The 26468-nt window shown below is 69.0% G+C and carries 24 protein-coding genes; 12 read left to right on the top strand and 12 right to left on the bottom strand.

Translation table 11 applies throughout. The features are described from left to right. Nucleotides 1–34 precede the first annotated feature (34 nt). On the top strand, nt 35–958 hold the full coding sequence (gene lpxL, locus DCD74_RS12315) for an LpxL/LpxP family Kdo(2)-lipid IV(A) lauroyl/palmitoleoyl acyltransferase (RefSeq protein ID WP_112927551.1): 924 nt from the start codon (nt 35–37) through the stop codon (nt 956–958). On the opposite strand, the gene DCD74_RS12310 is transcribed toward lpxL, so the two are convergent. Genes DCD74_RS12310 through DCD74_RS12295 form a run of 4 tightly spaced genes read right to left on the bottom strand, consistent with a single transcriptional unit; the run spans nt 943 to nt 4348 of the window. Then, nucleotides 943–1713: a glycosyltransferase family 2 protein gene (locus tag DCD74_RS12310; RefSeq protein WP_112927550.1), complete on the bottom strand. Its 771-nt coding sequence runs from the start codon at nt 1711–1713 to the stop codon at nt 943–945. The two genes, lpxL and DCD74_RS12310, sit on opposite strands and share 16 nt — an antisense overlap. Continuing rightward, nucleotides 1710–3032 carry an O-antigen ligase family protein gene (locus DCD74_RS12305; RefSeq protein WP_112927549.1) on the bottom strand — a complete coding sequence of 441 codons (1323 nt, stop codon included), beginning with the start codon at nt 3030–3032 and terminating at the stop codon, nt 1710–1712. Before DCD74_RS12305 ends, DCD74_RS12310 begins: the two co-directional genes overlap by 4 nt. After that, on the bottom strand, nt 3029–4141 hold the full coding sequence (locus DCD74_RS12300; protein WP_112927548.1) for a glycosyltransferase: 1113 nt from the start codon (nt 4139–4141) through the stop codon (nt 3029–3031). Before DCD74_RS12300 ends, DCD74_RS12305 begins: the two co-directional genes overlap by 4 nt. A 12-nt stretch (nt 4142–4153) precedes the next feature. Then, entirely contained in the window at nt 4154–4348 is a 195-nt protein-coding gene (locus tag DCD74_RS12295; protein ID WP_112927547.1) for a zinc-finger domain-containing protein, read from the bottom strand. Nucleotides 4349–4369: 21 nt separating this feature from the next. Between DCD74_RS12295 and DCD74_RS12290 the strand changes: the two genes are divergently transcribed. Next, complete coding sequence (locus DCD74_RS12290; RefSeq protein ID WP_112927546.1) at nt 4370–4552, top strand: hypothetical protein; 183 nt, start codon at nt 4370–4372, stop codon at nt 4550–4552. A 9-nt stretch (nt 4553–4561) separates the two neighbouring features. Here DCD74_RS12290 and DCD74_RS12285 read toward each other — a convergent pair whose 3' ends face one another. Genes DCD74_RS12285 through DCD74_RS12275 form a run of 3 tightly spaced genes read right to left on the bottom strand, consistent with a single transcriptional unit; the run spans nt 4562 to nt 6481 of the window. Continuing rightward, entirely contained in the window at nt 4562–5278 is a 717-nt protein-coding gene (locus DCD74_RS12285) for a pirin family protein (RefSeq protein ID WP_112927545.1), read from the bottom strand. A 7-nt stretch (nt 5279–5285) separates the two neighbouring features. Beyond that, on the bottom strand, nt 5286–5855 hold the full coding sequence (locus DCD74_RS12280) for a YceI family protein (RefSeq protein ID WP_112927544.1): 570 nt from the start codon (nt 5853–5855) through the stop codon (nt 5286–5288). Nucleotides 5856–5893: 38 nt separating this feature from the next. Then, a complete protein-coding gene (locus DCD74_RS12275; protein WP_112927543.1) occupies nt 5894–6481 on the bottom strand; it encodes a malonic semialdehyde reductase in 588 nt (195 codons plus the stop codon). An 88-nt stretch (nt 6482–6569) separates the two neighbouring features. Between DCD74_RS12275 and DCD74_RS12270 the strand changes: the two genes are divergently transcribed. Continuing rightward, a complete protein-coding gene (locus DCD74_RS12270; protein WP_112927542.1) occupies nt 6570–7532 on the top strand; it encodes a mitochondrial fission ELM1 family protein in 963 nt (320 codons plus the stop codon). Between the two features lie 62 nt (nt 7533–7594). Here DCD74_RS12270 and glnE read toward each other — a convergent pair whose 3' ends face one another. Then, nucleotides 7595–10390, bottom strand: a complete 2796-nt coding sequence (glnE, locus tag DCD74_RS12265) for a bifunctional [glutamate--ammonia ligase]-adenylyl-L-tyrosine phosphorylase/[glutamate--ammonia-ligase] adenylyltransferase (protein ID WP_112927541.1) — start codon at nt 10388–10390, stop codon at nt 7595–7597. Nucleotides 10391–10569: 179 nt separating this feature from the next. After that, complete coding sequence (locus DCD74_RS12260) at nt 10570–12171, bottom strand: phytoene desaturase family protein (RefSeq protein ID WP_112927540.1); 1602 nt, start codon at nt 12169–12171, stop codon at nt 10570–10572. Nucleotides 12172–12294: 123 nt separating this feature from the next. On the opposite strand from DCD74_RS12260, the gene DCD74_RS12255 reads away from it, so the two are divergent. Further along, a complete protein-coding gene (locus DCD74_RS12255) occupies nt 12295–12915 on the top strand; it encodes a hypothetical protein (RefSeq protein ID WP_112927539.1) in 621 nt (206 codons plus the stop codon). After that, nucleotides 12912–14000 carry an XVIPCD domain-containing protein gene (locus DCD74_RS12250; protein ID WP_112927538.1) on the top strand — a complete coding sequence of 363 codons (1089 nt, stop codon included), beginning with the start codon at nt 12912–12914 and terminating at the stop codon, nt 13998–14000. The genes DCD74_RS12255 and DCD74_RS12250 overlap by 4 nt, the downstream gene beginning before the upstream one ends. Before the next feature lie 40 nt (nt 14001–14040). Here the strand turns inward: DCD74_RS12250 and DCD74_RS12245 are convergent, their stop codons facing one another. From DCD74_RS12245 to groES, 3 genes are all read right to left on the bottom strand, one after another. Continuing rightward, a complete protein-coding gene (locus DCD74_RS12245; protein WP_162616021.1) occupies nt 14041–15684 on the bottom strand; it encodes a sensor domain-containing diguanylate cyclase in 1644 nt (547 codons plus the stop codon). Between the two features lie 148 nt (nt 15685–15832). Continuing rightward, a complete protein-coding gene (groL, locus tag DCD74_RS12240) occupies nt 15833–17473 on the bottom strand; it encodes a chaperonin GroEL (RefSeq protein ID WP_112927536.1) in 1641 nt (546 codons plus the stop codon). 36 nt (nt 17474–17509) lie between these two features. After that, nucleotides 17510–17797: a co-chaperone GroES gene (groES, locus tag DCD74_RS12235; protein ID WP_112927535.1), complete on the bottom strand. Its 288-nt coding sequence runs from the start codon at nt 17795–17797 to the stop codon at nt 17510–17512. A 772-nt stretch (nt 17798–18569) separates the two neighbouring features. Between groES and recQ the strand changes: the two genes are divergently transcribed. The 7 genes from recQ to DCD74_RS12200 all read left to right on the top strand — a co-directional run bounded on the left by recQ (nt 18570) and on the right by DCD74_RS12200 (nt 26364). After that, nucleotides 18570–20384: a DNA helicase RecQ gene (gene recQ / locus DCD74_RS12230; protein WP_112927534.1), complete on the top strand. Its 1815-nt coding sequence runs from the start codon at nt 18570–18572 to the stop codon at nt 20382–20384. A 17-nt stretch (nt 20385–20401) separates the two neighbouring features. Beyond that, nucleotides 20402–20725 carry a divalent-cation tolerance protein CutA gene (gene cutA, locus DCD74_RS12225; RefSeq protein ID WP_112927533.1) on the top strand — a complete coding sequence of 108 codons (324 nt, stop codon included), beginning with the start codon at nt 20402–20404 and terminating at the stop codon, nt 20723–20725. 13 nt (nt 20726–20738) lie between these two features. Next, on the top strand, nt 20739–23114 hold the full coding sequence (locus DCD74_RS12220) for a protein-disulfide reductase DsbD family protein (protein ID WP_112927532.1): 2376 nt from the start codon (nt 20739–20741) through the stop codon (nt 23112–23114). Continuing rightward, nucleotides 23111–23710, top strand: a complete 600-nt coding sequence (locus tag DCD74_RS12215) for a TlpA family protein disulfide reductase (RefSeq protein ID WP_112927531.1) — start codon at nt 23111–23113, stop codon at nt 23708–23710. The genes DCD74_RS12220 and DCD74_RS12215 overlap by 4 nt, the downstream gene beginning before the upstream one ends. A gap of 166 nt (nt 23711–23876) precedes the next feature. Further along, on the top strand, nt 23877–25466 hold the full coding sequence (locus DCD74_RS12210) for a hypothetical protein (RefSeq protein WP_112927530.1): 1590 nt from the start codon (nt 23877–23879) through the stop codon (nt 25464–25466). Then, nucleotides 25456–25896, top strand: coding sequence for a roadblock/LC7 domain-containing protein (locus tag DCD74_RS12205; protein WP_162616020.1), 441 nt, complete (start codon nt 25456–25458; stop codon nt 25894–25896). The genes DCD74_RS12210 and DCD74_RS12205 overlap by 11 nt, the downstream gene beginning before the upstream one ends. A gap of 105 nt (nt 25897–26001) precedes the next feature. Further along, on the top strand, nt 26002–26364 hold the full coding sequence (locus DCD74_RS12200) for a hypothetical protein (protein ID WP_112927528.1): 363 nt from the start codon (nt 26002–26004) through the stop codon (nt 26362–26364). Nucleotides 26365–26468: the final 104 nt, after the last annotated feature.

Raw genomic sequence — 26468 nt, 5'->3', positions numbered from 1 at the left:
CCGCCCGCGCGATGCCGCCGCTTAGAATCCCCGCATGCCCGCCGAACACCCGCCGCCGCTGCCCAGCGCCCTGCTCGCGCCCCGCCATTGGCCGATGTGGGGGCTGATGGCCGCGCTGGTGCTGCTGGCGCGGCTGGCTTGGCCGCTGCAGCGCGCGATCGGTGCGCCGCTCGGCGCCCTGCTCGGCCGCGTGCTGAAGGACCGGCGGCAGGCGGCGACGCGCAACCTGGAACTCGCTTTCCCCGACATGCCCGCAACCGAACGCGATGCGTTGCGCGATGCCAGCTTCCGCGACCTCGGCATCGGCCTGTTCGAATTCGCGCGCGCGTGGTGGGGCTCGATCACGCCGATGCGCCGCACCGTGCAGATCGAAGGGCTGGAACACCTGCGTGCGCTGCAGGCGGAAGGCCGCGGCGTGCTGATGGTCTCCGGCCATTTCATGACGTTGGAGATGTGCGGCCGCCTGCTCTGCGACCACGTTGAACTGGCCGGCATGTACCGCAGGCACCGCAGCCCGGTGCTGGAATGGGCGGTGCTGCGCGGCCGCCTGCGCTATGCCACGGCGATGTTCGGCAACGACGACATCCGCGGCGCGATCCGCCATCTCAAGCGCGGCGGTTTCCTCTGGTACGCGCCGGACCAGGACATGCGCGGCAAGGACACGGTGTTCGCGCCGTTCTTCGGCATCCCGGCATCGACCATCACCGCCACCCACCAGCTGGCGCGGATCAGTGGTTGTGCGGTGGTGCCGTTCTTCCATCGCCGCGAAGGGGATCGTTACGTGCTGCGCATCGCGCCGCCTCTGACCCCTTTCCCCACCGACGATGCCGCCGCCGACAGCGCGCGGGTCAACGCGGCGATCGAGGCGATGGTCCGCGAGGCGCCTTCGCAATACCTGTGGATCCACCGCCGCTTCAAGCGTCAACCCGATGGCGTGTCGCTTTACTCGAAGGGTTGAGCGCCGCGCTTGCGCCCGGCTTCGAACAGCTTGGCGTACTTGAGGAAGACGTAGAACGACTGTGTTTTCGCCGCGAAGAAGCCAGCCCAGCCGTTCAGGAAGTAGCGCTTGCCGACATACAGCTTGAGGAAGGCGAGCGTCGGCTGGACCAGCAGCCGCAGCCCGATGAAGCGCCGCTGTTTGCCACGCACGTGTTCGACCAGCCCGCTGGAATAGCGGTTGACCTTGTCCACCCGCACCGCGATTTCGGCCTCGCCGTGGTGGCGGAACGGCGCGTCCAGGTCGAGGCGGCGGCCACGGGTTTCCGGCGCGGCATGCACCGGCACGGCGTTCATCGCGCCCATCGAACGGCGGAACAGCCGCAATTGCCGGTTGCCGCGCGTGGCCGGGTGCGGCCAGCGCCAGAACAGCCATTCCTGGCGCGGCAGGCGGTAGCCGTCGGCACGCGGAGCGCGCAGTTCCCGTTCGATGGCGAGGCGGCCGGCGTCGCTCATCACCTCGTCGGCATCGAGCAGCAGCACCCAGTCGTGGGTGGCCTTGTCGATGGCCGACTGCTTCTGCGGCCCGTAGCCCATGAACGGCTCGATGAAGATGCGGGCGCCGTGCGCGGCGGCGATGTCGCGGGTGGCGTCGGTGGAATCGGAATCCAGCACCACGATCTCGTCGCAGAACGCCAGGCTGGCGAGACAGCGGTCGAGCGTGGCGGCGTTGTCGAAGGTGGTGACGACCGCCGACAGCGGCTCGCGCGATGTCACGCGGCGGGCTCGTCGCGTGCCAGCAGGCTGCCGGCGTAAAGAGCCGCCAGCAGCAAAGTCACGCCACCCCAGAAGCTGCCGTAGAACGCGAGGTGGGTGTTGAAGGGGAATACGGTGACGGCCAGCGCCAGCATCGCCGGGCGCGCGCGGCGCTTGGCCTCCGCACTGGCATAGCGCCAGGCCCGCCACGCCAGCGCCGCGCCGGCCAGCCACATGAGCAGGCCGATGACGCCGGTCTCCGAGAGGATTTCCAGCAGCAGCTGGTGCGCGTGCAGCGCCGGGCCCTCGCCCCAGGCCGGCTTCAGCCCGGGACTGGGGTCGCAGGCGGGATAGGCCTCGCGGAAATCGCGCACGCCGACGCCGTTGACCGGGTGCTGGCGGATCATGCAGCCGGCCGCGCCCCAGATCTTGCCGCGCCCGGACAAGGCGGCATCCACCCCCTGATCGGTGCCGCGCAGCACCTGCGCGGTACGTTCAATGCGGTCGCCCAGCGGCGCGTACACCATCGACAACAGGCCGAGCGCCAGCACGCCGGCGGCGAACAGGCCGAGTAGCCGCTTCCAGCCCAGCACATGCCAGCCGGAGACCAGCAGGACCAGGCCGTAGGTCAACCAGCTGGCGCGCGAGCCGGCCAGCAGGATGGCGGTGCCGGCCAGGAAGGACGCGACCAGCCAGCCCTTCGCGCCCCAGCGACGATGCGCGGCGAACAGCAGGAACGGCGAGAAGCTGGCCAGCACCACGCCCAGCACCGGGTTGCAGGTGCCGAAGATGCCATTGAACCGATCGAAGCCGCGCGCCGCCTGCCCTTCGCAGATGCCCTTGCCGTGCTTGACCGCGCGGTACAGCGCGTCCAGCGCATCAAAGAGCACGCTGTGGCCGGAAATCGCCTGCAGCAGCAGGTCGACCGACCACACCGCCAGCAACACCGCGATGCCGCCGAACACGATCCGTCGCCCGGCCTGCGTGGCCACGGCGATCGCCACCAGCCACAGGAACGGCAGGTAGCGCAGCCCGGCCAGCGTCTTGAGGATGGCGCCGCGCGGGTCCGCCGCATCAAAGGTGGAGAACAGCTGCGGCAGCCAGTAGGCGAAGAACAGCGCCGTGGTCAGCGCCCACGCGCCGGAACTCAGCAGCCGGTTGCCGGCGCGGAAACGCGCCTTGCCCAGCAGGAACAGCGCCATCAACGCGCCCAGCGAGAGCACCGCCTCCGACACCCGCGAGGCCGGCCACAGCACCGCATAGGCCAGCACCCAGGCAGGCGCCCAGCGCCAGCCGACGGGCGTGTCGTGATCGGTGGAAGCGGGCGCGGCAGGGTTCATGCGAGTTCGTCGTAGACGGCGAGGGTGGCGTCCTGCATCCGCTGCAGGGTGTAGGGCATGTTAGCGGGCGGCTCCGGCGGCTGCCGCAGCAGCACGGTCGCGCGGTCGGCGAGTGCGTCCATGTCAAAGGGCGCCACCGCGCCTTGCGGCTGCAGTTCGGCCAGCAGTTCGCCGACGCCGCCGTGCGCCCAACCCGCCACCGGCACGCCCGTGCTGAGTGCTTCGATGACGGTGCGGCCGAACGCTTCCGGCTTGCGCGAGAGCTGCAGCACCAGATCGCTCATCGCGAACGCTTCGGCGATGGTGGCGGTCGGCGCGGTCATCGCCAGCGCGTGGCGCACGCCGAGGCGGTCGGCTTCGGTTTCGAGTTCGGCCAGGTAGGCCTCGCGGCCGGCTTCGCGCGCGCCCGGCATCCACAGCCGCGCATCCAGGCCGCCGCCGCGCAGGGCGGCGAGCAGCGCGAGCGCATCGGCATGCCCCTTGAGCCGCGTGCCGCGCCCCGGCAGCAGCAGCAGCGGCCCGTCGCCGGCCAGCTCGGGATGCGACATCGACAACAGCGCGCGCGCCGGACGATCCACCGCCGCCCGCCGCGGGAACCGCGCCGGGTCGATGCCACGTTCGATCACCCGCAACCTGCCCGGATCGGTGCGCGGGTAATGCCGCAGCAGGTAGTCGCGGACGGCGCGCGAGACACAGATGACGCGTTCGCCGCTGGCCATCACCGCGCTGTAGCGCGAAGGCGAATTGAGCCCGTGCATGGTGGTGACCCAGCGCGGGCGGCTGGCTTCGGGAATGCCGCGCAGGGCCCAGCGACCCAGCCACGCCGGCAGCCGCGAACGCGCGTGGACGATGTCGGCGCCGGCATCCACCAAAATGCGTCGCAGCGCGCCGGCACGGGCGAGCGTGGCGAAGGACTTGGCGCCGATGTCGAGCTGGATGTGCTCGGCGCCGGTGGCCTGCAGCGCCGGCAGCAGCCGGCCGCCCTTCGACACCACGATGGCGCGATGCCCGGCGCGGACCAGCGCCTCGGCGATCTCAAGCGTTGAACGTTCGACGCCGCCGGCTTCCATCGCCGGCAGCAGCTGCACCACGGTCAGGCGGCGGCCCATGCGGGCGCGGCGTCAGTCGATCAGCCGGTACTTCGCGCCGCAATAAGGGCACTCGGCGTGGCCGCCGTCGGCCTCGATCGGCAGGTACACGCGCGGATGCGAATTCCACAGCGCCATCGACGGCTGCGGGCAGGACAGCGGCAGCTCGGCGCGACGCACCTCGTACTCGCGCTGGGCATTGGCCTGGAACGGAGGGGCGTCGGTCATGGCGCGTGGCTCGGCGTGGACATGGCGCAATTCTACCGGCGCATCGCACAATGCGGCGATGCACAGCCCGCCGACCTGCGCGCCTTCCCCGCATCCGCATGGGCTGAAGCCGATGTCGGGGCGCACGCCCACCAGACGCGCGGCCATCGCCACGTGGCGCAGTTGCTGGTCGAAGCCGAGGCGGAGGCCGCCTCGACCCATTGAGCCCTTCGCTCAGCGCGGCAGGTCGAACAGCAGCAGTTCGGCTTCGTTGCCTTCGCCGACATCGGCGTGGATGGCGAGTTCGCCCTCCTCATCCACAAACCCCAGCGCATCGCCGGCGGTGAGCCTGATGCCGTGGGCGGTGACATCGCCCGCCACCACCTGCAGCCAGTAGCGACGCGCCGGATCGAGCGTCGCAGTGATGCGCTCGCCGGCCGGCAGCACGCTGCCGCGCATCCACGCCTGCTGGCGGATGCCGATGCTGCCGTCCGCGCCGTCCGGCGACACGAACGTCACCCAGCGCCCGATCCGCGCCGAACGCGGGAACGCCTGCTGCGCATAGGCCGGCGCCGCGTTGACGCGGTCGGGCTGGATCCAGATCTGCAGGAAGTGGGTGACGGCGGACGGATCGCCGTTGTATTCGCTGTGCTCGATGCCGTGACCGGCGCTCATCCACTGCACCTCGCCCGGCCGCAGCAGCTTTTCGTTGCCGGTGCTGTCGGCATGCGCCAGCGCCCCGGCGATCACCACGCTGATGATCTCCATGTTGGCATGGCGATGCGGCGCGAAGCCGGCGCCCGGCTGCAGGCGATCCTCGTTGATCACCCGCAGCGGGCCGAAGCCCATCCACTGCGGGTCGTGGTAGTGGCCGAACGAGAACGTGTGCCGGCTGTCCAGGCCGCCGTCATCCACGCGGCCACGCCCGGCCGAAGGGCGCTCGATGATCATCGCGCGCTCACTTTGCGTGGGCTTCGGTGGTGATGCGCAGCGTCACCACGTCGCCGACCATCGGCACGTGTTTGCTGATCCCGAAGTCGCTGCGCTTGATCGCCGCCGTCGCATCGAACCCGATGCTCTGCTTGCCCAGCATCGGCTGCAGGCCACGCTTGTTCAGCACCGCGTTCAACACCACCGGCTTGCTGACGCCGCGCAGGGTCAGCGTGCCGCGCACTTCGAAGCGGTTGTCACCCTGGGCGATCACCTCGGTGCTGGTGAAGGTGGCGGTCGGGAACCGCTCGGCATCGAAGAAATCCTTGCCCTTCAGATGCGTGTCGAGCTCGGGCACGAAGCTGTCGAGCTGGGCGATCGGGATCTCCACCTTGACGCTGGACTCGGCCGGCCTGGCGTCATCGAAACTGATCGTGCCGCTGGCGCCGCCGAAGTTGGCCATGGGGTTGGAGAAACCGAAGTGGCTCCAGCTGGCCAGCACCATGGTGTGGCTGGGGTCGATGGCGTAATCCTGCTTGGCGGCCAGCGCGGGCAGCGTGGCGAGCAGCAGGGCGGATGCGAGGAACAGGCGCTTCATGGGGGATTTCTCCGGCCGTGGGGGAGGCAGTGCGGAAGTCAGACGATGCGGCAGGCTTCGTCGAAGGGAAGTCGAGGGCTGCGCGGGAAGATGCTGGCCGGGTCGCCCTTGCCCAGGTTGACCAGGAAGTTGGACTTCCAGTGCGTGCCGGCGAAGAACTCGGCGTCGATGCCGGCGGCGTCAAAGCCCGACATCGGCCCGGTATCCAGCCCCAGCGCGCGCGCGGCCATGATCAGGTAGGCGCCCTGCAGCGAGCCGTTGCGGAACGCCGGCACCTGGCGGTTGTCGCGCGGGCCTTCGAACCAGGCCTTGGCATCGGTATGCGGGAACAGCAACGGCAGCTTTTCGTGGAAGTCGAGGTCGTGGGCGACGACGACGGTCACCGGCGCGGCCAGCGTCTTGGCGCGGTTGCCTTCGTCCATCAGCGGGGCCAGCCGGGCCTTGGCCTCGGGCGAGCGGATGAACAGGAAGCGCGCCGGCGAGCCATTGGCGGCGGTCGGGCCGAACTTCAGCAGGTCGTAGAGCCGGTGCAGGGTGGCGTCGTCGATCTCGCCCGAGAACGCGTTATAGGTACGCGCGGTGCGGAACAACTGGTCGAGGGTGACATCATCTAGGGCATTGAACATGGACGTGGGCATCGATGAGGATGAACACGAATTGTAGTGTGCCAACTTCGGCAACAATCGCCGTGATTCACAACGGAAAGTCATACGGATGGAACGATCGCCCGACGTGCTCTGCCTGACCGATGGCCATGCCGGCAACCGCCGCCAGGCCGAGGCGCTGGCGCATGCGCTCGGGCACGGCGCTGCGCCGCACATCGAGCTGCTTCCGGACTGGGCGGCACGCGCGTGGTCGCCACGGCGCTTTCCCGGCGCCGGTCGCGCGCTGGGCACGGACTTCGCGCAGGTGTTGTCGAAGCCGCCGCGTCTTGCCATCGGCTGCGGCCGGCAGGCCGCGCTCGCAACCCGCCTGCTGCGCGGCGCCGGCAGCCGCGTCATCCAGATCCTCGACCCGCGCATCGCGCCACGCCATTGGGACCGCGTCATCGCGCCGCTGCACGATGGGCTGTCCGGCAACAACGTCATCCCGATGCTCGGCAGCCTGAACGAGGTCGATGATCTTTGGCTGGCGCAGGCCCGCCGCGATTTCCCGGCCTTCGCCGGCTTCGCCGCGCCGCGCGTCGCCCTGCTGGTCGGCGGGCCCAGCCGGCATTGGGCGATGGACGATGCCGGCTTCGCGGACATGCTCGCGCGCCTGCAGGCGCAGTTGCATGGCGAAGGCGGCGCGTTGCTGGCGACGGCTTCCCGACGCACGCCGACGGCCTGGCGCGATGCGCTGCGCCGAAGCGACCTCGCGCTGGCCTGGTGCGACGAAACCGATGGCGCCAACCCCTATCGCGGGCTGCTGGGCTGGGCCGATGCCATCGTCTGCAGCGCCGACTCGGTGAACATGCTGTCGGAGGCCTGCGCGACGCAGGCGCCGGTCTTCGTGTTCGGTGGCGAACGGCTGCAGGGGCGCCCGAAGGCCTTCCACGATGCATTGATCGCAAGTGGGCGCGTGCGGCCGCTGGGCGATGGCATCGCCGCGTTCGAGGTCACGCCGCTGCGCGAAACCGCGCGGGTGGCGGAAGTGTTGAAGCAGTGGCTGCGGGATGCGGGGATGACGGCGGGTTGAGGTTGGATGCGCTGGCTTCAGGCCGCGCTTTCGCGTCAGCGCTGGATCGGCAGCCCCAACCCTCACCCGGCATCCACCGGCGGCGCATCGAATGCCAACCCGTGCCGCCGCGTGGCCGCCACGATCACCGCCGCCGCCGCTTCCACCGCACCTTCGCGTTCGCCGAGCCGGCGTCGACGGTCGAGCGTGCAGCGCAGCCCGGCTTCCAGCAGCACGCCATGGGCGGTGATCAGCGCATCGGCTTCATCGCGCGGCATGACGCCCGCATCCGCCATCACCGCGATCAGCGCTTCGCTGGCACGCGGGCCGGTCATGCCGGGATGCATCGCGGCCTCGCGCAGCACCAGGTACTGCAGCAGGAATTCCAGATCGACCAGCCCGCCCTCGCCCTGCTTGAGGTCGAGCACGCGCGCGTCGCTGCGATCGAGTTCGGCGCGCATCCGCTGCCGCATCGCCGCCACTTCATCGCGCAACGCATCGGCATCACGCGGCATCGCCAATACATCGGCGCGTACCTGCTCGAAGCCGGCGCAGAGCGCATCGTCACCCGCCACGCAGCGTGCGCGCACCAGCGCCTGCCGCTCCCAGGTCCAGGCACGCTCGCGCTGGTAGTCGGCAAAGCTGCCGATGGTCGAGACCAGCATCGCCTTGCTGCCATCCGGGCGCAGGCGCACATCGACGTCGAACAGGCGGCCGGCGGCGGTCGGCGCATGCAGGTAGCCGACGATCTTCTGCGCCAGCCGCGCGAACCAGCGCTGCGCCTCCAGCGGGCGGCGGCCATCGGACTGCGCATCGGCGGGCGCGTCGTACAGGAACACCAGGTCGAGGTCGGAACCGAAGCCGAGTTCGCGCCCGCCCAGGCTGCCGTAGCCGAGCACGGCGAAACGCGCGTCGGGCACCGCGCCATGCGCCGCGCGCAGTTCGTCGCTGGCGATGTCGAGCACCTGTTCGATCACCGCGTCCGCCAGGTCCGCCAGTTGCCGGGTGCTGTCGGCGGCCGGTTGCAGGCCGTCGAGCGCGGCCAGCGCGATGCGGAAACTGATCGCCTGCCGCGTCTCGTTGAGCAGGCGCAGGGCATGGTCGATGTCGCCTTCGGCCTGCGTGGTGGCGGCTTCGCAGGCGTCGCGCATGGCGTCGATATCGGGGATGGCGCCGGCACCGCGGCTGTCGAGCAGTTCGTCCAGCAGCAAGGGATAACGCGCCAGCCTTTCGCCGAGCAATGCGCTCTTCGACAACGCGCCGACCAGCCTCGCCAACGCCTGCGGCTGCTCGTCCAGCAGTGCGAGGTAGCTGCTGCGGCGCAGGATGTTCTGCACCATCGCCAGCACGCGGCGCAGCGCTTCGTCCGGCTGCGAGGCGCTGGCGCAGGCGGCGATCAGCGCCGGCATCACCCGGTCCAGCCGTGCCCGCCCGATGTCCGACGCCTGCCGCGCATTCGCGCCGCGCAGGAAATCCCGCAGCTGCGCATCGAGCGCGGTGGCGTCATCGAAACCGGCATCGGCCAGCACCGCGACATCACCGCCTTCGGGCAGCAGTTTCCAGTAGTCCTTCAACGCGTCGGGCTTGTGGTGTTTCTGCCGCTTCGCCAGCAGCGCGTTGAACTCGCCGGAGACCTGCGCGCGCACCGCGTCGATCGCGGCGAGCAGCGCCGGCCAGCCCTCGAAATCCAGCCCGGTGGCCAGCCGCGCCTGCGTCGGCGCGTCTTCCGGCAAGGCATAGACCTGCGCATCGCGCAGCATCTGCAGGCGGTTCTCCAGCCGGCGCAGGAAGCGGTAACTCTCGGCCAGTCGGCGGCCGGTATCGGCCTCGATCTGCCCTGCCTCCACCAGCGCCGCGAGCGAGGCCAGCAGGCCACGCCGCTGCAGGGCGGGCTCGCGGCCGGCGCGGATCAGCTGCAACGCCTGCACCAGGAATTCGATCTCGCGGATGCCGCCGGGCCCGCGCTTGATGTCGCCGGCCATGTCCTTGCGCGCGACTTCCGCGCTGATCAGCGCCTTCATCTCGCGCAGGCCTTCGAGCGCGCCGAAGTCGAGGTACTTGCGATAGACGAAGGGCTGCAGCAGGTCGAGGAAACGCTCGCCCGCCGCGATGTCACCCGCCACGGGTCGCGCCTTCTGCCACGCATAACGCTCCCAGTCGCGGCCCTCGCGCTGGAAGTACAGCTCCAACGCGCCAAACGACCACGCCACGCGCCCGGCATTGCCGTAGGGCCGCAGGCGCAGGTCGACGCGGTGGCAGAAACCGTCCGCCGTCACTTCGTCCAACAGCTTCGCCAGCTGCTGGCCGAGCCGCGCGAAGTAGGTTTCCGCCGGCAACGCGCGCGCGCCGTCGCTCTCGCCGTCGTGTTCGTAGCCGTAGACCAGGTCGATGTCGGAGCTGAAGTTCAATTCGCCGCCGCCGAGCTTGCCGAGCGCGAACACCACCAGCCGCACCTCGTCGCCCTGCGCATCGCGGACCACGCCGTGACGCGTGGCGAAGTCGGTTTCCAGCGCGGCCAGCGCGAGTTGCAGGCATTGCTCGGCCAGCCGGGTGGTGCCGCGCAGGGTGGCTTCCACCGAATCGAGACCTTGCACGTCGCGCCAGATCAGCCGGGTCGATTCGGCCACGCGCCAGCGCCGCAACAGGGTCGGCCAGTCGGCGCGGTTGTCGGCATCGAGATGGGGCGGCGATGTGGCTTCGGCGCCGTCATCGGCGAGCAGATGGGCCAGCAGCGCCGGCTGTCGCTGCAGCACATCGAGCGCGAAATCGCTGGCGATGGCGAGGCGATGCAGCTTCGCCATCGCCGCGTCATCCAGCCCCGGCGGCAGGTCGAGCCGGGTCAGTGCGCGGTCGGCGAAGGCATCCAAAGCGTCATCCATCCCGAGATGATGGCATGCAGGGGCGAAGCGGCATCGGCATCGCGCGGGCATGAAAAACCCGCCAGCGGCAGGGCCACTGGCGGGTGGTGCTCCCTCCCCCACGTCGGAAGCGGCCCCATCGTGAAAGAAGCGTTAGGACGATTGCACGCTGCACTGCAAAACAGAACAGGCCGGTTCAATTATTTGAAGCTGCGGCGGTCGCGCAGGATTTCCCGCGCGGCGTTGCGTCCGGGCAATCCGGTGACGCCGCCGCCGGGGTGGCTGCCCGAGCCGCAGAGATAGAGCCCCGGCAATGCGCCGCGATAGTTCGCCTGGCCGAGCAGCGGGCGCGTGCTGAAGAGTTGGTCGAGGCCGAGCGCACCGTGGAAGATGTCGCCGCCGACCAGCCCGAAGCGGCGTTCCAGGTCCAGCGGGCTGAGCGCCTCGTAGCCGAGCACGCTGCGCGCGAAATTGGGCGCGACGGCATCGACGGTATCGATCATCAGTTTCGCCACGGTGTCGCGGTGCGCATCCCAGCCGCCCTCGACCTGCGGGTTGACCTGCTGGCAGAACAGGCTGGCGACGTGCTGGCCGGGCGGCGCAAGCGTGTCGTCGAGGGTGGAGGAAATCACCACTTCCACCACCGGCGCGCGCGCCCAGCCGGCGTTGTACGCGCGGGATTTTGCATCGAAATACGCCTGCTCGAAATAGGCCAGCGAGTGGCCGACCAGGATGCCGCTCTGGTGATGCGGCTGCAGTTGCGTGCCGGGCGCGGCGGTGAAATCCGGCAGCTCGGACAGCGCGACGTTCATGCGGAAGGTGCCGGAGCCGCAGCGATAGGCGGCGATGCGTTGCCGGGTGTCGTCATCGAGATGCTGCGGCGGAACGATGCGCTGGTAGAGCAGCTTGGGATTGAGGTTGGAGGCGACGGCGCGGGCACGGAATTCGCGGCCATCGGCGGTGACGGCGCCGACCGTGCGGCCATCTTCGACGATGAGTTCGGCGACTTCGGCACCGGTCTCGATGGCGACGCCACGCGCCTCGCACTCGGCGCGCATGGCGCCGGTAATCGCGCCCATGCCGCCGATCGCGTGGCCCCACGCACCGGGCTTGCCGTTCACCCCGCCGAACAGGTGATGCAGCAGCACGTAGGCGCTGCCCGGCGTGTACGGCGAGGCGAAGTTGCCGACGATCGAATCCCAGCCGAGCACGGCCTTCAGCGGCTCGCCTTCGAAATAGCTGTCCAGCACTTCGCCGGCGGACTTGGTCATCAGGTCGAGGAGGTCGCGGCGGCCGCGCAGGTCGAGATGCTTCAACCGTTTCGCCACCGCGTACGAGCCGAGCCAGTCCGCGAAGCCGATGCGCTCGCCGATGTTGGGCGGGGTGAGGTGGACGAGTTCGCGCAGCACGCCGACGACGCGGTCGAGCATGGCGTTGTAGTCGGCCCAGCGCGGCAGGTCGTTCGGCGCGAAGCGGGCGATCCCGGCTTCGGTATGCGCGCCGCCGAAGCGGAAGGCATCGCCGCCCGGCAGCGGCAGGAAGTTGGCGTAGGGCCGCTCGACGATGCGCAGGCCATGTTCGGCCAGGCGCAGGTCGCGCAACACGCCGCCGTCAAGCAGGCTCACCGTGTAGCTGGCCACCGAGTTGCGGAAGCCGGGATGGAATTCCTCGGTCACCGCCGCGCCACCGACGATGCCGCGGCGTTCGAGGATGCGGACCTTGAGGCCGGCCGCCGCCAGATTGGCCGCGCAGACCAGACCGTTGTGGCCGCCGCCGAGGATGAGGATGTCGTCGCTGTGCATCGGCCGATGATCACCTTGGCCTTCGACAAATGAAAGCAGGTGGCGGAACGCGCGGGTTAATCCGATGGACGCATGCCGGCCAGCGCAGAAAGATCGGCTGCGACGCCATCAAAGGTTCCCCCGATGCTCCGCATTAACCTCCTCACCGCCAGCACCGTGCTGGCGCTTTCTGCCTGTCATGCCCCGAAGGCGCACGTCGCCACATCCAGCACGGCCGCCATCGCCCAAACCGACACGCACCCGCCGGCTCCGGTTAGACCCATCATTTCCCAGACCGGATGCGCAGCTGGCGATGGCGTGATCTTCTCCTGCGAACTGCGCGGCCACCGAGGGGTCTCGCTCTGCCTTGTCCACGGCCCCGGACCCGAAGCCGCCTTCTACTTCCGCGATGGGACGCAGGCTGCACCCACCAACGACAAGCCCGCACCCGCCACGATCCCGGTTTCGCAACTCAGGCGGACATTCCTGGGCTTCGCGAGCAATACCGGCGGCTACGTCTACTCCTTCGCAGCGGATGGGAAGAAGCACCTCCTGTATTCCATTTCGGGTTCGGAGGGCCTTGAGGATCAGGGCTATATCCGCACCGAACCCGGCAGCGGGACAGTCGATGCAGCCATGCCCTGCGTGACGGGAAGCGTGGTTGAGGATGAAGGCGAACGTGTGGCCGCGATGGTGTCCGGGCTGGCCGAGGACAAGGACATCGCCCGCCACGGTCTGCCGGCGAAGCGGGAGGCCGGAAAATGAAACGTCCCATTCCTGCCGAAGCGCTCAACAACCGCGACTACCTGCTTCTTCGTGCGTACCGGGGTGGCATTCGGGATGCGAAGGAACTGGCGGCGTTCATGGGCCAGATGCAGGTGGAGTCCGCCGGCTTCCGCAGCATGCACGAGAACCTGAACTACCGCCCGGCCCGTTTGCTTGAGGTGTTCCCCGGCCGGAATGGCATGGATCGGCTCGACGAAGCGAAGGCCATCACGCGTGGTGGGGCGGTGGTGATCGCGAACGCGATGTATGGCGGCAAATGGGGCGCGAACAACTTGGGGAATACGGAGCCCGGGGATGGCTGGCGGTTCCATGGCCGCGGCTATGTGCAGCTGACCGGCAGGGCGAATTACCGGCGCGCGGCGCTCGAAATGGGGTTGGCATTGGAAGCCCGCCCCGATCTTGCCGCGGACAGGGAAGTCGCTGCCGGCATCGCCATTCATTTCTGGCGGGAGCGCGTCGCGGCAAAAGGCCTGCAATACGATGTGCGCGCGGCTACCCGCGCCATCAATGGCGGCACCAAGCATCTGAAGGAACGCGGTGATGCAACGGAATACTGGCAAGGGAGACTGACCCCAGCCGCCATGAAGGCGCTCGATCAAGGCGAGATCCATCTCGGTCGGATCTCCAGCCGGAAAGTTTCCAGTGCCGAATCCGTCGGGCGCATCGACATGCGGGACCCGGCTCATCCGGCACACGAGCGGTACATGCAGGCGTTCCGGTCCCTATCGGCATTGGCCATCACCCCGGAGCAGATGTCCGGCAACTGGACGGAGCGTCAGGCGGCCGCTCTTGTCGCGGCATCCCCGCATCTCACCTCACTCGACACGATCTGCGTGAGTCAGGATGGCCGTCGCCTGTTCGCGCTTGAGCGCAATGACGAGGCGGGCTCTCTGCGAAAGATCGGCTATGTGGATGTCGAGCCCACCAACCAGCTCAGCGTCGAACGGAGTACCCGCCAGTGGCATGAGCAGCAGGCTGCAAGTACCCAGGTGCCTTTGCGGCTGAGCACTCCACCGCTGCTGCCGGAGCAGGCAGGGCCGTCACCGCGAATCACTCACAGCTGACCGGCATCGTCCATAAGCGGGCAGCTGGTCGCAGCGAACCTCAAACCGCCTCCACCTCGCGCTCCAGCACCGCGCGGTCGCGCCCCTCGCGCTTGGCCTGGTACACGGCATCATCGGCGCGCTTGAGCAGGCTTTCGGCGTTGTCGTCCGGGCGCAGCCGCGCCACGCCGATCGACATCGTCATGTGGCAGGCCTCGCCGGCAAGCATGATCGGCGCGGCCGCCAGCACCGCGCGCAGGTCGTCGGCGACGTGCCGGGCCTGCGGCAGCGTGAGTCCCGGCAGCAGCACCACGAATTCCTCGCCGCCCAGCCGCGCCAGCACATCGGTGGCACGCAGTCGCGCGCGGATCGCGTCGGCGAAATGGCGCAGGCAACGGTCACCGACATCGTGCCCATGGCGGTCGTTGATCTGCTTGAAGTGGTCCAGGTCCATGAACAGCACCGACAGCGGCAGCGCCGTGTCGCGGGCGGCGGTCACCTCTTTCGACAGGCTGCGTTGCAGCGCGCTGCGGTTGGGCAGGCCGGTGAGTGGATCGGTGCTGGCCTGCGCACGCGCGATGCGCATTTCGCGCTCGGCGTAACGCGCGGCGCGCGAGGTGGCGGCGAGCAGGGTGAACACCGCGCCGACCAGGGTCAGCTGCCACAGATTCTCCGCCCAATCGGGAATGGGTTGCCCGGTGATCAGGCCGATGGTGCGCACGATCGACATCACCAGCACCGGCGCCCAGCCGAGCATGAAGTAGCGCGCGGACGCATCCCTTCGCCATGCCCGCCACGCCGCCATCGAGATGACCATCAGGAATTGCGCCAGCACCACCAGGTTGAGCGAAAGGCGCAGGGGTTCGCTGTAGTAGAAGATCTGGATCGGGCACAGGCACAGCACGGCGGCGGCCAGCAGCCACAACAGCCAGACCGCGCGCGGGAAGTGCGTCCTGAAATCGAGATAGAAGCTGCTGAAGACGGTGGACGATGCCACCGCGATGCCTACACTCAACGCCTGCAGGGTGATGCGCGCGCGTTCGGACATCGGGAACCAGTCGAGAAGGATGCCGGACTCGATGCCGCGCTGCACCAGCACCGCCAGCACCCACACGCCCAGGTAGATCAGCACCAGTCGACCGAGCTGGAAGGCAAAGATCGACGCCATCATGCCGAGCATCGCCATGGCCACGATGATCCCGACATCGAACTCATGCGCACGCCGCTGGGCATACACGAAGTCTTCCAGGCCGCTGGCGCGGGTGATCACGGTGTCCGGCGGGCGGCGCCCTTCGAAGCGCAGGTAATACGGCTGCCCTTCCATCGCCTCGGACACGCGCAGGGTGGGCACGATGCGGTGGCTGAAGCTGCCTTGCCCGCCGTTGCCGTCGCGCAGGCGGTGGCCGGTGTCGGCTCCCGGCGCATAGACGGTGGGCACGGAAATGGAGATGACGGCGCGACCATCGAACTCGACGATCAGGCCGTCATCGCCCGGCGCCTGCGCGCTCAACCGGCACCACTCGCGGTTGAGGCCACCGGAGAACGGCAGCTCGGGCTGCCCCGCCTGCCAGTCCCCTTCGGCGGCGGCGCGGGCTTCGACCAGCGTCATCCGGCTCGAACCCGGCAGGCAGGCGATGTCGACGCGCGGCGCGGCATGGGCCCAACCGGCAACCGCGGACAGCAGCAGGAACAGCAGAACGCGCATACCGGATGACCTCCCCCAAGGGCTCCCAGCACCGACTCTAACCATGTGGCAAGCCATCAGCGCCCGGCTGCCCTCGCGCCCACAAAAAACCCCCGCATCGCTGCGGGGGTTTTTTTCTTGCGGTGTCGCGTGACGCGGGAAAGCCGGATCAGAAATCCATGCCACCCATGCCGCCCATGCCACCGCCCGGCGGCATCATCGGCTCGTCCTTCTTCGGCGCATCGGCCACCATCGCTTCGGTGGTGATCATCAGGCCAGCGATCGACGCGGCGTTCTGCAGCGCGGTGCGGGTGACCTTGGTCGGGTCCAGGATGCCGGCTTCGACCATGTCGACGAACTCGCCGGTCGCGGCGTTGTAGCCGAAGTTGCCCGAACCTTCCTTCACCTTGTTGAGGATGACCGAGGGCTCTTCGCCGGCATTGGTCACGATCTCGCGCAGCGGCGCTTCCATCGCGCGCAGGGCGATCTCGATGCCGTGGTTCTGGTCTTCGTTGGCACCCTTCAGGCCCTTGATCGCGGTCAGCGCGCGGATCAGCGCGACGCCGCCGCCGGGGACGATGCCTTCTTCCACCGCCGCACGCGTGGCGTGCAGGGCGTCTTCGACACGCGCCTTCTTTTCCTTCATCTCGACTTCGGTCGCGGCACCGACCTTGATCACCGCCACGCCGCCGGCCAGCTTGGCCACGCGTTCCTGCAGCTTCTCGCGGTCGTAGTCGGAAGAGGTCTCTTCGATCTGCGCCTTGATCTGCTTGATGCGGCCTTCGATGCCCGCGGATTCACCGGCGCCATCGATGATGGTGGTGTTTTCCTTCGAGACCTGGATCTTCTTGGCGCGGCCGAGGTCCTTGATGGTCGCCTTCTCGAGCGACAGGCCGACTTCTTCCGAAATCACCGTGCCGCCGGTCAGGATGGCCATGTCTTCCAGCATCGCCTTGCGACGGTCGCCGAAGCCCGGCGCCTTCACCGCGCAGACCTTGACGATGCCGCGGATGGTGTTGACCACCAGCGTCGCCAGCGCCTCGCCTTCCACTTCTTCCGCCACGATCAGCAGCGGCTTGCCGGCCTTGGCCACGCCTTCCAGCACCGGCAGCAGGTCGCGCACGTTGGAGATCTTCTTGTCGTGCAGCAGGATGAAGGGATCATCCAGCTCGGCCGACATCGACTGCTGGTTGTTGACGAAGTACGGCGACAGGTAGCCGCGGTCGAACTGCATGCCTTCCACGACGTCCAGCTCGTTGTCCAGGCTGTTGCCTTCTTCAACCGTGATGACGCCTTCCTTGCCGACCTTCTTCATCGCGTCGGCGATGATGTTGCCGATGGAGTCGTCCGAGTTGGCCGAGATGGTGCCGACCTGGGCGATCGCCTTGTCGTCGGCGGTGGGCTTGCTGATCTTCTTCAGCTCCTCGATGGCGGCCTTGGTGGCGGCGTCGATGCCGCGCTTCAGGTCCATCGGGTTCATGCCGGCGGCCACGCCCTTCATGCCTTCGCGGATCAGCGCGGCGGCGAGCACGGTCGCGGTGGTGGTGCCGTCACCGGCGTTGTCGGAGGTCTTGGAAGCGACTTCCTTCACCATCTGCGCGCCCATGTTCTCGAACGCGTCGGCGAGCTCGATTTCCTTGGCGACGGACACGCCGTCCTTGGTGATGGTCGGGGCGCCGAAGCTCTTCTGCAGCACCACGTTGCGGCCCTTCGGGCCGAGGGTCGCCTTCACGGCATTAGCGAGCACGTTGACGCCGCGCACCATGCGCGCGCGGGCGTCCTCACTGAAACGAATGTCTTTGGCAGCCATTTCGAAAATCCTTGACTAGATGATGGGGGAGAGGGATCAGGCGAGGATGGCGAGGATGTCGTCTTCGCGCACGATCTTGTATTCGGTGCCGCCGTCCTTGTAGGCGCTGCCGGCGTACTGGCCGTAGATCACCTTGTCGCCGACCTTGACGGTCATGGCGCGGACCTGGCCGTTGTCGAACACCTTGCCGGTGCCCACGGCGACCACTTCACCCTTGGTCGGCTTTTCCTTGGCGTTGTCCGGGATCACGATGCCGCCGGCGGACAGTTCTTCGGCTTCGATCGGCTTGACCACGATGCGGTCATGGAGTGGCTTGATGTTCATGGCGAATCTCTCAAGTTATTGATTAGGGTGGAAAAACCCGACGATTCTAGCAGTCGGCACCCAGGAGTGCCAAGCCGCCGGGCGCGAGCAGCGCCGCGCCGGGATGCCTTGGAGATGGGGTGGGCGACGAGGGATTCAAGGGCTGCGGGGGCTGGGGGCCGTTTGGCCGGGTTTTAGACGGATCGGGGATCGGGGGATCGGGGATCGGGGATGGCGAAGTCATTTGCTGTTGCGCCTCTGCCAAACAGAAATCCAAACCCTCGCAACCCACAGGCTCGGCACTGCAGCGGATTCCGGGGCAGCGGGGGTGTGCGCATAGCGCGCCATGGATGGCGCGCGGCGGCGCGTCGAACAGGACGTTCGCTCGCGCCGGAAAGCACACCCCCGCTGCCCCGGGAGTCGCGGTGACGAAGCCGCTCCGATTTCTGAGCCTTTAAAAAAGCCAAGAGCCGGCTTCGGCCCGGTATGGAGGAGGCGGGCATTTGCTCCCCAGCGCAAGCGGACATCCATGTCCGATGCGCTGCCGCGCACCCGCTTCGCGGTCCGGCCTCTCGCAGCGCTCGAGGCGTTCGGCGGGCGCTCGCGCCAGTGGCGCGAAAGCGCACCCACCTCACCCTTGGTGCGCTATACGCAAACGCCCACCCCCTCCACACCTCTTGCTGGATATTCGGGAATACCTAGCCTTCGTTATGAACGCACTAGCGCCCCGAATCCACGACGCCGCCCGATTCCCGACTTAAGCCCTGAGACACTCCCTCGCTATCCTTTCCGCATGCCGCATTCCGCCCCCGACCCCGCCCTCGACACCCTGCAACGCGTCTTCGGGCACCCCGCTTTCCGCGGCCCGCAGGCGGAGATCGTCGGGCACGTCGCCGGCGGCGGTGACGCCCTGGTGCTGATGCCCACCGGCGGCGGCAAATCGCTCTGCTACCAGCTGCCCGCCCTGCTGCGCGAAGGCTGCGCCATCGTCATCTCGCCGCTGATCGCGCTGATGCAGGACCAGGTCGATGCGCTGCGCCAGCTCGGCGTCGCCGCCGCCTGCCTCAACTCCGCGCTGGATGCCGACACCGCCGCCGACGTCGAACGCCAACTCGTGGCCGGCGGACTCGACCTTCTCTACGTCGCGCCCGAACGCCTGCTCGCCCCGCGCTTCCTGTCGCTGCTGGAACGCAGCCACATCGCCCTGTTCGCCATCGACGAAGCGCACTGCGTCTCGCAATGGGGCCACGACTTCCGCCCGGAATACCGCCAACTCACCCTGCTCCACGAACGCTGGCCCGGCATCCCGCGCATTGCGCTGACCGCCACCGCCGATCCACCGACCCGCCGCGAGATCGCCGAACGCCTGCAACTGGAAGACGCCCGCCACTTCGCCGGCAGCTTCGACCGCCCCAACATCCGCTACACCGTGGTGCAGAAGGACAACGCGCGCCGGCAGCTGCTCGACTTCCTGCGCGGGCACGCGGACGAGGCCGGCATCGTCTATGCGATGTCGCGGCGCAAGGTGGAAGACACCGCCGGCTTCCTGCGCGAACACGGCATCGACGCGCTGCCCTACCACGCCGGCATGGACGCGGAGACACGCGCCTCCAACCAGCGTCGCTTCCTGCGCGAGGACGGCGTGGTGATGGTGGCGACGATCGCCTTCGGCATGGGCATCGACAAACCCGACGTGCGCTTCGTCGCCCACATCGACCTGCCGAAATCGGTCGAGGGCTACACCCAGGAAACCGGCCGCGCCGGCCGCGACGGCGAGCCCGCCGAAGCATGGATGTGCTACGGCCTGGGCGACCTGGTGCTGCTGCGGCAGATGATCGAACAGGGCGATGCCGACGACGCCCGCAAGCGGCTGGAACACCGCAAGCTGGACGCGCTGGTCGGCTACTGCGAGTCGATGCAATGCCGCCGACAGGTGCTGCTGGCGAGCTTCGGCGAAACCTATCCACAGCCCTGCGGGAACTGCGACAACTGCCTGTCGCCGCCGGAAAGCTGGGACGCCACGCTCGCCGCGCAGAAGGCGCTGAGCTGCGTGTACCGCAGCGGCCAGCGCTTCGGCGCCGGGCATCTCATCGACATATTGAGAGGCAGCGACGGCGAGCGCATCCGCCAGTTCGGCCACGACCAGCTCAGCACCTACGGCATCGGCACCGAACTCGACGCCCGTGCCTGGCGCGGCGTGTTCCGGCAACTGGTCGCGGGCGGCTGGCTGGCGGTGGACGCCGAAGGCCACGGCAGCCTGCGCCTGACCGGAACGAGCGCCGAAATCCTCAAGGAGCGCCGCCCGGTGATGCTGCGTCGGGAAGCGCCACGCAAGGCCGGTCGCGGCGGGCGTGCCGGTTCGGCATCGCCCCATGACACGCTGACCCCGCAGCAGGCGCCGCGCTTCGATGCCCTGCGCGAACTGCGCACCCGGCTGGCGCGCGAACAGGGCGTTCCGCCCTACGTCATCTTCCACGACCGCACATTGCGCGAAATCGCCGCGCGCAACCCGGCCAACCACGGCGAACTGGCGGAGATCGGCGGCATCGGCGCCAGCAAGCTGGAACGCTATGGCGACGCCGTGCTGGAAACGCTCACCGCGGCCTGAGCCGTTACCCTGTACGCATGTCCGTGCTGATCTGTTTCTCCACCTGCCCCGACGCCGACAGCGCCGGGCGCATCGCCACCGCGCTGGTGGACGAGCGGCTGGCGGCCTGCGTCAACGTGGTGCCCGGCCTGCGCTCGACCTACCGCTGGCAGGGCGAAGTGACCCGTGACGACGAACTGCTGCTCATCATCAAGACCAGCCACGATCGCTTCGACGCCCTGCGCGAGCGGCTGCCGATGCTGCATCCCCACGAACTTCCCGAACTGGTCGCGGTCGAAGCCGCCGATGGCCTCGCCGCCTACCTCGACTGGGTGCGCGCCGAAACCCGCCCCGCGCCCTGAGCCCAAGCCCCCGATGACCTTGATTGCCCGCGCCGCCGCGTTCCTCCTCGCCTTCGCCACCCTGCCCGCCTTCGCGCAGGCCATGGACCCGAGCGAATTGCCGCCGGTCGACAGCGTGTTCCAGCTCTCCGCCAGCGCGCCGGTCCGCGACCGCATCGAAGTGCGCTGGAAGATCGCGCCCGGCTATTACCTGTATCGCCACCGCACCAAGGTGGAGGTATTGGGAAGCGGCTTCCGGGCCGGTGCGCTGCAGATGCCGGGGGGCAAGAAACATCGCGATGAATTCTTCGGCGATGTCGAAACCTATCGCGGCGAGATGCGCGCCAGCCTGCCCGGCCAGGCCGATGCCGGCACCAGCGCGCTCGCGCTGCGGATCAAATACCAGGGCTGCGCCGATGCCGGCGTCTGCTATCCGCCGCAGACCCGTACGCTCAACGTGCAATTGCCCGGCGGCACGAATGTGGATGTCGAGGGCGGCGGCGATGCCGGTTTCGCCGCGCTCGGCGCGCGGCTCGGTGGCGGCTCGGGCACGCAGGGCGGCCTGCTGGCGGGCCAGGACGCGCGGCCGCTGCCGCCGGAACAGGCCTTCCGGGTCGAAGCCATCGCCGATGGCGGCAATGCCGTGCTGCTGCGTTTCACCCCGGCCAAGGGCTATTACCTGTATCGCGACCGCACCCGCATCGGCGTCAGCGCCGAACGCGAGACGGTGACCGTCGGCAAGCCGGCGTGGCCCAAGGCCAAGCCCTATCGCGATGAGCACTTCGGCCAGGTGCAGGTGTATTTCGACGAGGCCGAAGTCCGCGTGCCGCTGCTGCGTACCAGCGCCGCCGCGTTGCCGGTCAACGTGCAGGTGCAGCTGCAGGGCTGCCAGGACAACGGCATCTGCTACGAGCCGATGACGCGGAAGATCGCGCTGACCTTGCCGGCCGGCGCCACGGTATCGAAGGCGCCCGTCGCGGCTTCGGCCAGCGGCACGGCAGGCGTCGCGCTGCCACCCGCGCCGATCAATGCCGATGGGGTGTCGATGCCGGCTTCGGCGGGCGTCGAGGCCGCTGTCGCCCCGCAAACCCCTGATGCCGCATCGCCCACCACGCCCGATGCGCAGCCCGAAGCGACATCGCCCATCCCCCAACCCAACGCACCCGCGGCACCGCGCACCCGCGTCGGCCTGTTCGCCGCGCTGCTGCTGGCGCTCGGCGGCGGGCTGATCCTCAACCTGATGCCCTGCGTGCTGCCGGTGCTCTCGCTCAAGGCGCTGTCGCTGGCGCAGAGCGGCGAGAGCCGGGCGCACGCGCGCCGCCACGCGCTGGCCTACACGGCGGGCGTGCTGCTGACGTTCGCGGTGCTCGGCGCGATCGTGCTGGCACTGCGCGGGCACCTGGTCGAGCAGGGCATCGGCTGGGGCTTCCAGTTGCAGATGCCGCGCGTGGTTGCGACGCTGGCGCTGGTGGTGTTCGCCTTCGGGCTGTCGCTGTCGGGGCTCTGGTACGCGCAGCTGGCGGTGCCGCAGGCTGGACTGGCGGCCTCGCGCAAGGCCGGTTGGCGCGGCGATTTCCTCACCGGCGTGCTGGCGGTGGTGCTGGCCACGCCGTGCACCGCGCCGTTCATGGGCGCCGCGCTGGCCTACGCCTTCGTCGCGCCGGCGCCGCTGGCGATGGCGGTGTTCCTGGCACTGGGCCTGGGCCTGGCGCTGCCGTTCCTGCTGATCGGCTTCGTGCCCGCGTTCGCGCGCTGGCTGCCCAAGCCGGGCGCGTGGATGGAGACGATGAAGCAGCTGCTCGCCTTCCCCATGTACGCCACCGCCGCGTGGCTGGTCTGGGTGCTGGCGCAGCAGCGCGGCGCGGATGCGTTCGGGCTGTGGGCGCTGGCCGCCATCGCGCTGGCGCTGGCGCTGTGGGCGTGGACGCATGCGCGTCGCCACGGCCAGAAGTGGGCGCTCGGCCTCGCGGTGCTGGCGCTGGCCGGCAGCGCGTTCGCGGTGCACGCCATCGGCGGCGTGTCGCGGCCGGCCCCGGCGGCGGCCACGCTGGCGGAAGCCGACCACGTCGCCTATTCCCCGGAACTGTTGGCGAAGTTGCGCGCGGAAGGTCGCCCGGTCTTCGTCAACATCACCGCCGACTGGTGCGTCACCTGCAAGGCCAACGAGCGCGCGGTGTTCGCCCGCGACGGTTTCCGCCAGGCGCTGCGCGAAGCCAACGCCATCTATATGGTCGGCGACCACACCGACGTGGACCCGAAGATCTCCGCCTTCCTGCAGGAACACGGCGCGGTCGGGCTGCCGCTCTACGTGGTCTATCCGCGCGGCGGCGGCCAGCCGGTGCTGCTGCCGACGCTGCTGACGCCGTCCATCGCGCGTGACGCCCTGCGCGCCGCGGCCGCCGGCCGGTGAAGCGCGAGACCCGCCAACTGCTGTGGATCGCGCTGCTGGCCGGCGCGGTCGGACTGGTGGCGGCTTTCGTGGTGAACGGGCCGGGCCCGATCTGGCGCACCGAACTCGGCCAGCGCGCGCTGCAGGCGGTGATCCAGCGCGACGCGCCGGCGGGGCTGGCCATCGCCCGGAGTGGTGAGCCGCTGCCGAAAGTGAGCGTGATGACGCTGGACGGCACCCGCATCGACCTCCCCCTGCCCAACGGCCGCCCGGTGCTGGTCAATGTCTGGGCCACTTGGTGCGGGCCGTGCATCAAGGAGATGCCGGAACTCGCCGCCTTCCACGAAAAGCAGGGCAACGACGGCGTGCAGGTGGTCGGCGTGGCGCTGGACGAGGCGGCCGCCGTCCACGACTGGCTGGCGCGCCGGCCATCCCCCTATCCCCATTACCGCGACGATGCCGGTCCGCGCGATGCCGGCGTGGTGCTGGGCAATCCAGCCGGCGTGCTGCCCTACAGCGTGCTGGTGGATGCGCGGGGTGTCGTCCGCAAGCAACGGGTCGGACCGTTCACATCTGAAACCGATGTCGCGTATTGGTCACATACTGACGCGAATTGATTGTTCCCGTCCACATTGGTGACCAAAAGTGCAACACTGGGCGTGACCGTGTTCATAAAAATGATGATCCACCCGGACCCCGCATTCAGCTTGTTTGGCGTTAGCACACACATGGCACATCCCTTGCTTAGTTGCAGGCCCTGTCCTACCCCGCCCGGGATCCCCCATGACCGCTCCCCTGCAGTCACACCCCCCTGTCGAAGTCGCCATCGGCCAGTTGCCGGCCACTGAGCAGAGCCATGCGCAGATTTCGATGCGCGTGCTCGCCAGCCACCTGCCGGTGCCCTGCGTGGTGGTGACCCAGAACACGGCCGACATCACCCTGTCGCCGGATGCCGATGCCGGCTTCGTCCACCTGCACAGTGCGCATGGCGAAGCGCGCCTGGAACGCCCGATCCGCCTGATGCCGCTGTCCGAAGCGCTTACCGGCCTGATCGAAGGCATCCTGGCCGCGTCCGGTCTGGCAGCCACGGCGCCTGCTGTGGCCGAAACGCCGGCCAGCGCCGCATCGCCCACTATCACCCCGGTTGAAACCAGCGCCCCGGTGGCCGCCACCACCCAGACGCAGGCGCCGCTGCTCGACCTGCTGCTCGGCCGCCGCCATGCCGGGCCGGTGGAATTCGGCCTGCGTTCGGGCCGCAGCCTGTTGGTCGATGGCCGTTACGCCACCGCGCACCTGTCCGAGCCGGTCGCGCAGATGTTGCCGCTGCTGCAGGACGACGCCGTCGAAAGCATCACCGCGGTCGCTGCCGATGACTTCGCGCGCCGCACCGCCAAGGGCAGCCCGCTGCACCCGGTCTCGGTGGAACAGGTCTGCTGGGCGCTGCCGGCCGCGGGCGAATCCGCCGCCACGTTGGCCCGCTGGCACGAGGACGAGAACGCCCGCATCGCGCTCGACACCTGGCCGAATCTCTCCGCCCAAGCCGACAGCCTGCCGTGGCTGGGCCTGCTGGCGCGGCTGGCACGCCGCGGCGACAGCATCGGCCAGCTGCGCCATGCCGCGATCGCCGCCGGCATCCCCGCCGCCCGCGCCCGCCATGGCCTGTCGCTGCTGCTGGCCTACCGCCACGCCCGCGTCACCGCCTCCGGCGAAGCCACCCGCCCGGTGGGTGGTGCAGATGCCGGTTCGCCGCGAAGCCCCGACCGGCCTGCTCGGCCGCCTGCGTTCGCGCCTGCGCGCACTGGCGGCATGAACATGGACATCCATACCGGCGAAGACCGCGACCTCAAGATCGTGTTCGTCGGCCCGCCCGGCGCCGGCAAGTCCACCGCGATCAAGGCGATCAGCGACCTGCCGCCGGTCAGCACCGACGTGCCCGCCTCCGACGAAAGCCGCCTGACCACCGTGGCGCTGGACTTCGGCGAGATGACGCTCGATGGCGGCGACGTGGTGCGCCTGTACGGCGTGCCCGGCCAGGGCCGCTTCGAGTTCATCTGGCCGATGATCTCCGACGGCGCCATCGGCGCGCTGTTCTTCCTGGACGCCCGCCACCCGGCGCCGCTGCAGGAGCTGGACGGCTATCTGGACAGCTTCGCCGAGACCCTGCGCAGCACCACCAGCCTGCTGGTCGTCACCCACGTCGACCAGGCCACCCACGACTATTCCACTCAGCACTTCGCCCGGCACGTGCGCGAGCGCGGCCATGACATGCCGGTGCTGGAGATCGACCCCCGCCAGCGGCGCGACGTGCTGTACGCGCTCAACCTGCTGCTCGAAGTCCTTGCCCCCGCCCCCGGAGCCAGCCATGCCGCATGACGCCCAAACCGACCAGCGCCGCTGGGCCAAGTACTTCCCGCTCGCGCGCGAGGCCGAATGCCTGCAGCGCATGCGCGACGCCATCGACTCCATCCCGGGCGCCTACTGCATGGTCCTGTCCACCCTGGACGGCATGCAGCTGGCCTGCGTGCAGACCATGCGCGAAGTGAACGCCTCGCGGCTGGCCGCCATCACCGGCTCGGTCTGCGGGCTGGGCGAGACCCTCGGCAAGGAACTGGGCCAGGAGAATTTCCGCGACGTGCTGATCTCCACCGCCACCGGCATCGCCGTGGTCCAGCGCCTGCCCGCGCCCGGCAACCGCATGGTGCTGCTGACCGCCGCCAACCACGAGGCCAACGTCGGCATCGTCTCCGCCCAGGCGCGCTACTGCGCCCAGGCCCTGTCCGAAGCGGCCTTCATCGCCGGCTGACCCCTTTCGAAAAAGCGGACGCGCGCGGGCATCGAGCGTCGTTCCCTTCCCTCTCCCCGGTGCCGACCCGTTTCCCGTTCCAATCCAACCAAAAAGGACTCAAAAATGGCCAATATCCAGGACTCGCTCGCCAACCTCATGAGCATCGACGGCTGCGTCGCCGCCGCCCTCGTCGACGCCAACAGCGGCCTCGTGCTCGGCAAGGCCGGCTCGGGCATCGACCTCGACCTCGCCGGCGCCGGCAATACCGAAGTGGTGCGCGCCAAGATGAAGACCATGAAGTCGCTGGGCCTGAAGGGCGAGGGGATCGAGGACATCCTCATCACCCTGACCAGCCAGTACCACATCATCCGCCCGATGAAGGCCCGCGAAGGCCTGTTCATCTACGTCGTGCTGCTGAAGGACCGCGCCAACCTGGCCCTGGCCCGCATGAAGACCGCCGACGTCGAGAAGGACCTGTCCGTCTGACCGGTCGCGCCTTCCACGGCGTATCGACGGCCCGCCCTCCGGCGGGCCGTTTCTTTTGGGCCGATGTCGAATCCCGCCGCGGCACCGCCACTCAAACATTTGCT

It is taken from the genome of Lysobacter oculi (assembly GCF_003293695.1).
GTDB lineage: Bacteria > Pseudomonadota > Gammaproteobacteria > Xanthomonadales > Xanthomonadaceae > Solilutibacter > Solilutibacter oculi.
This window is presented reverse-complemented; position numbering and strand designations above follow the sequence as displayed.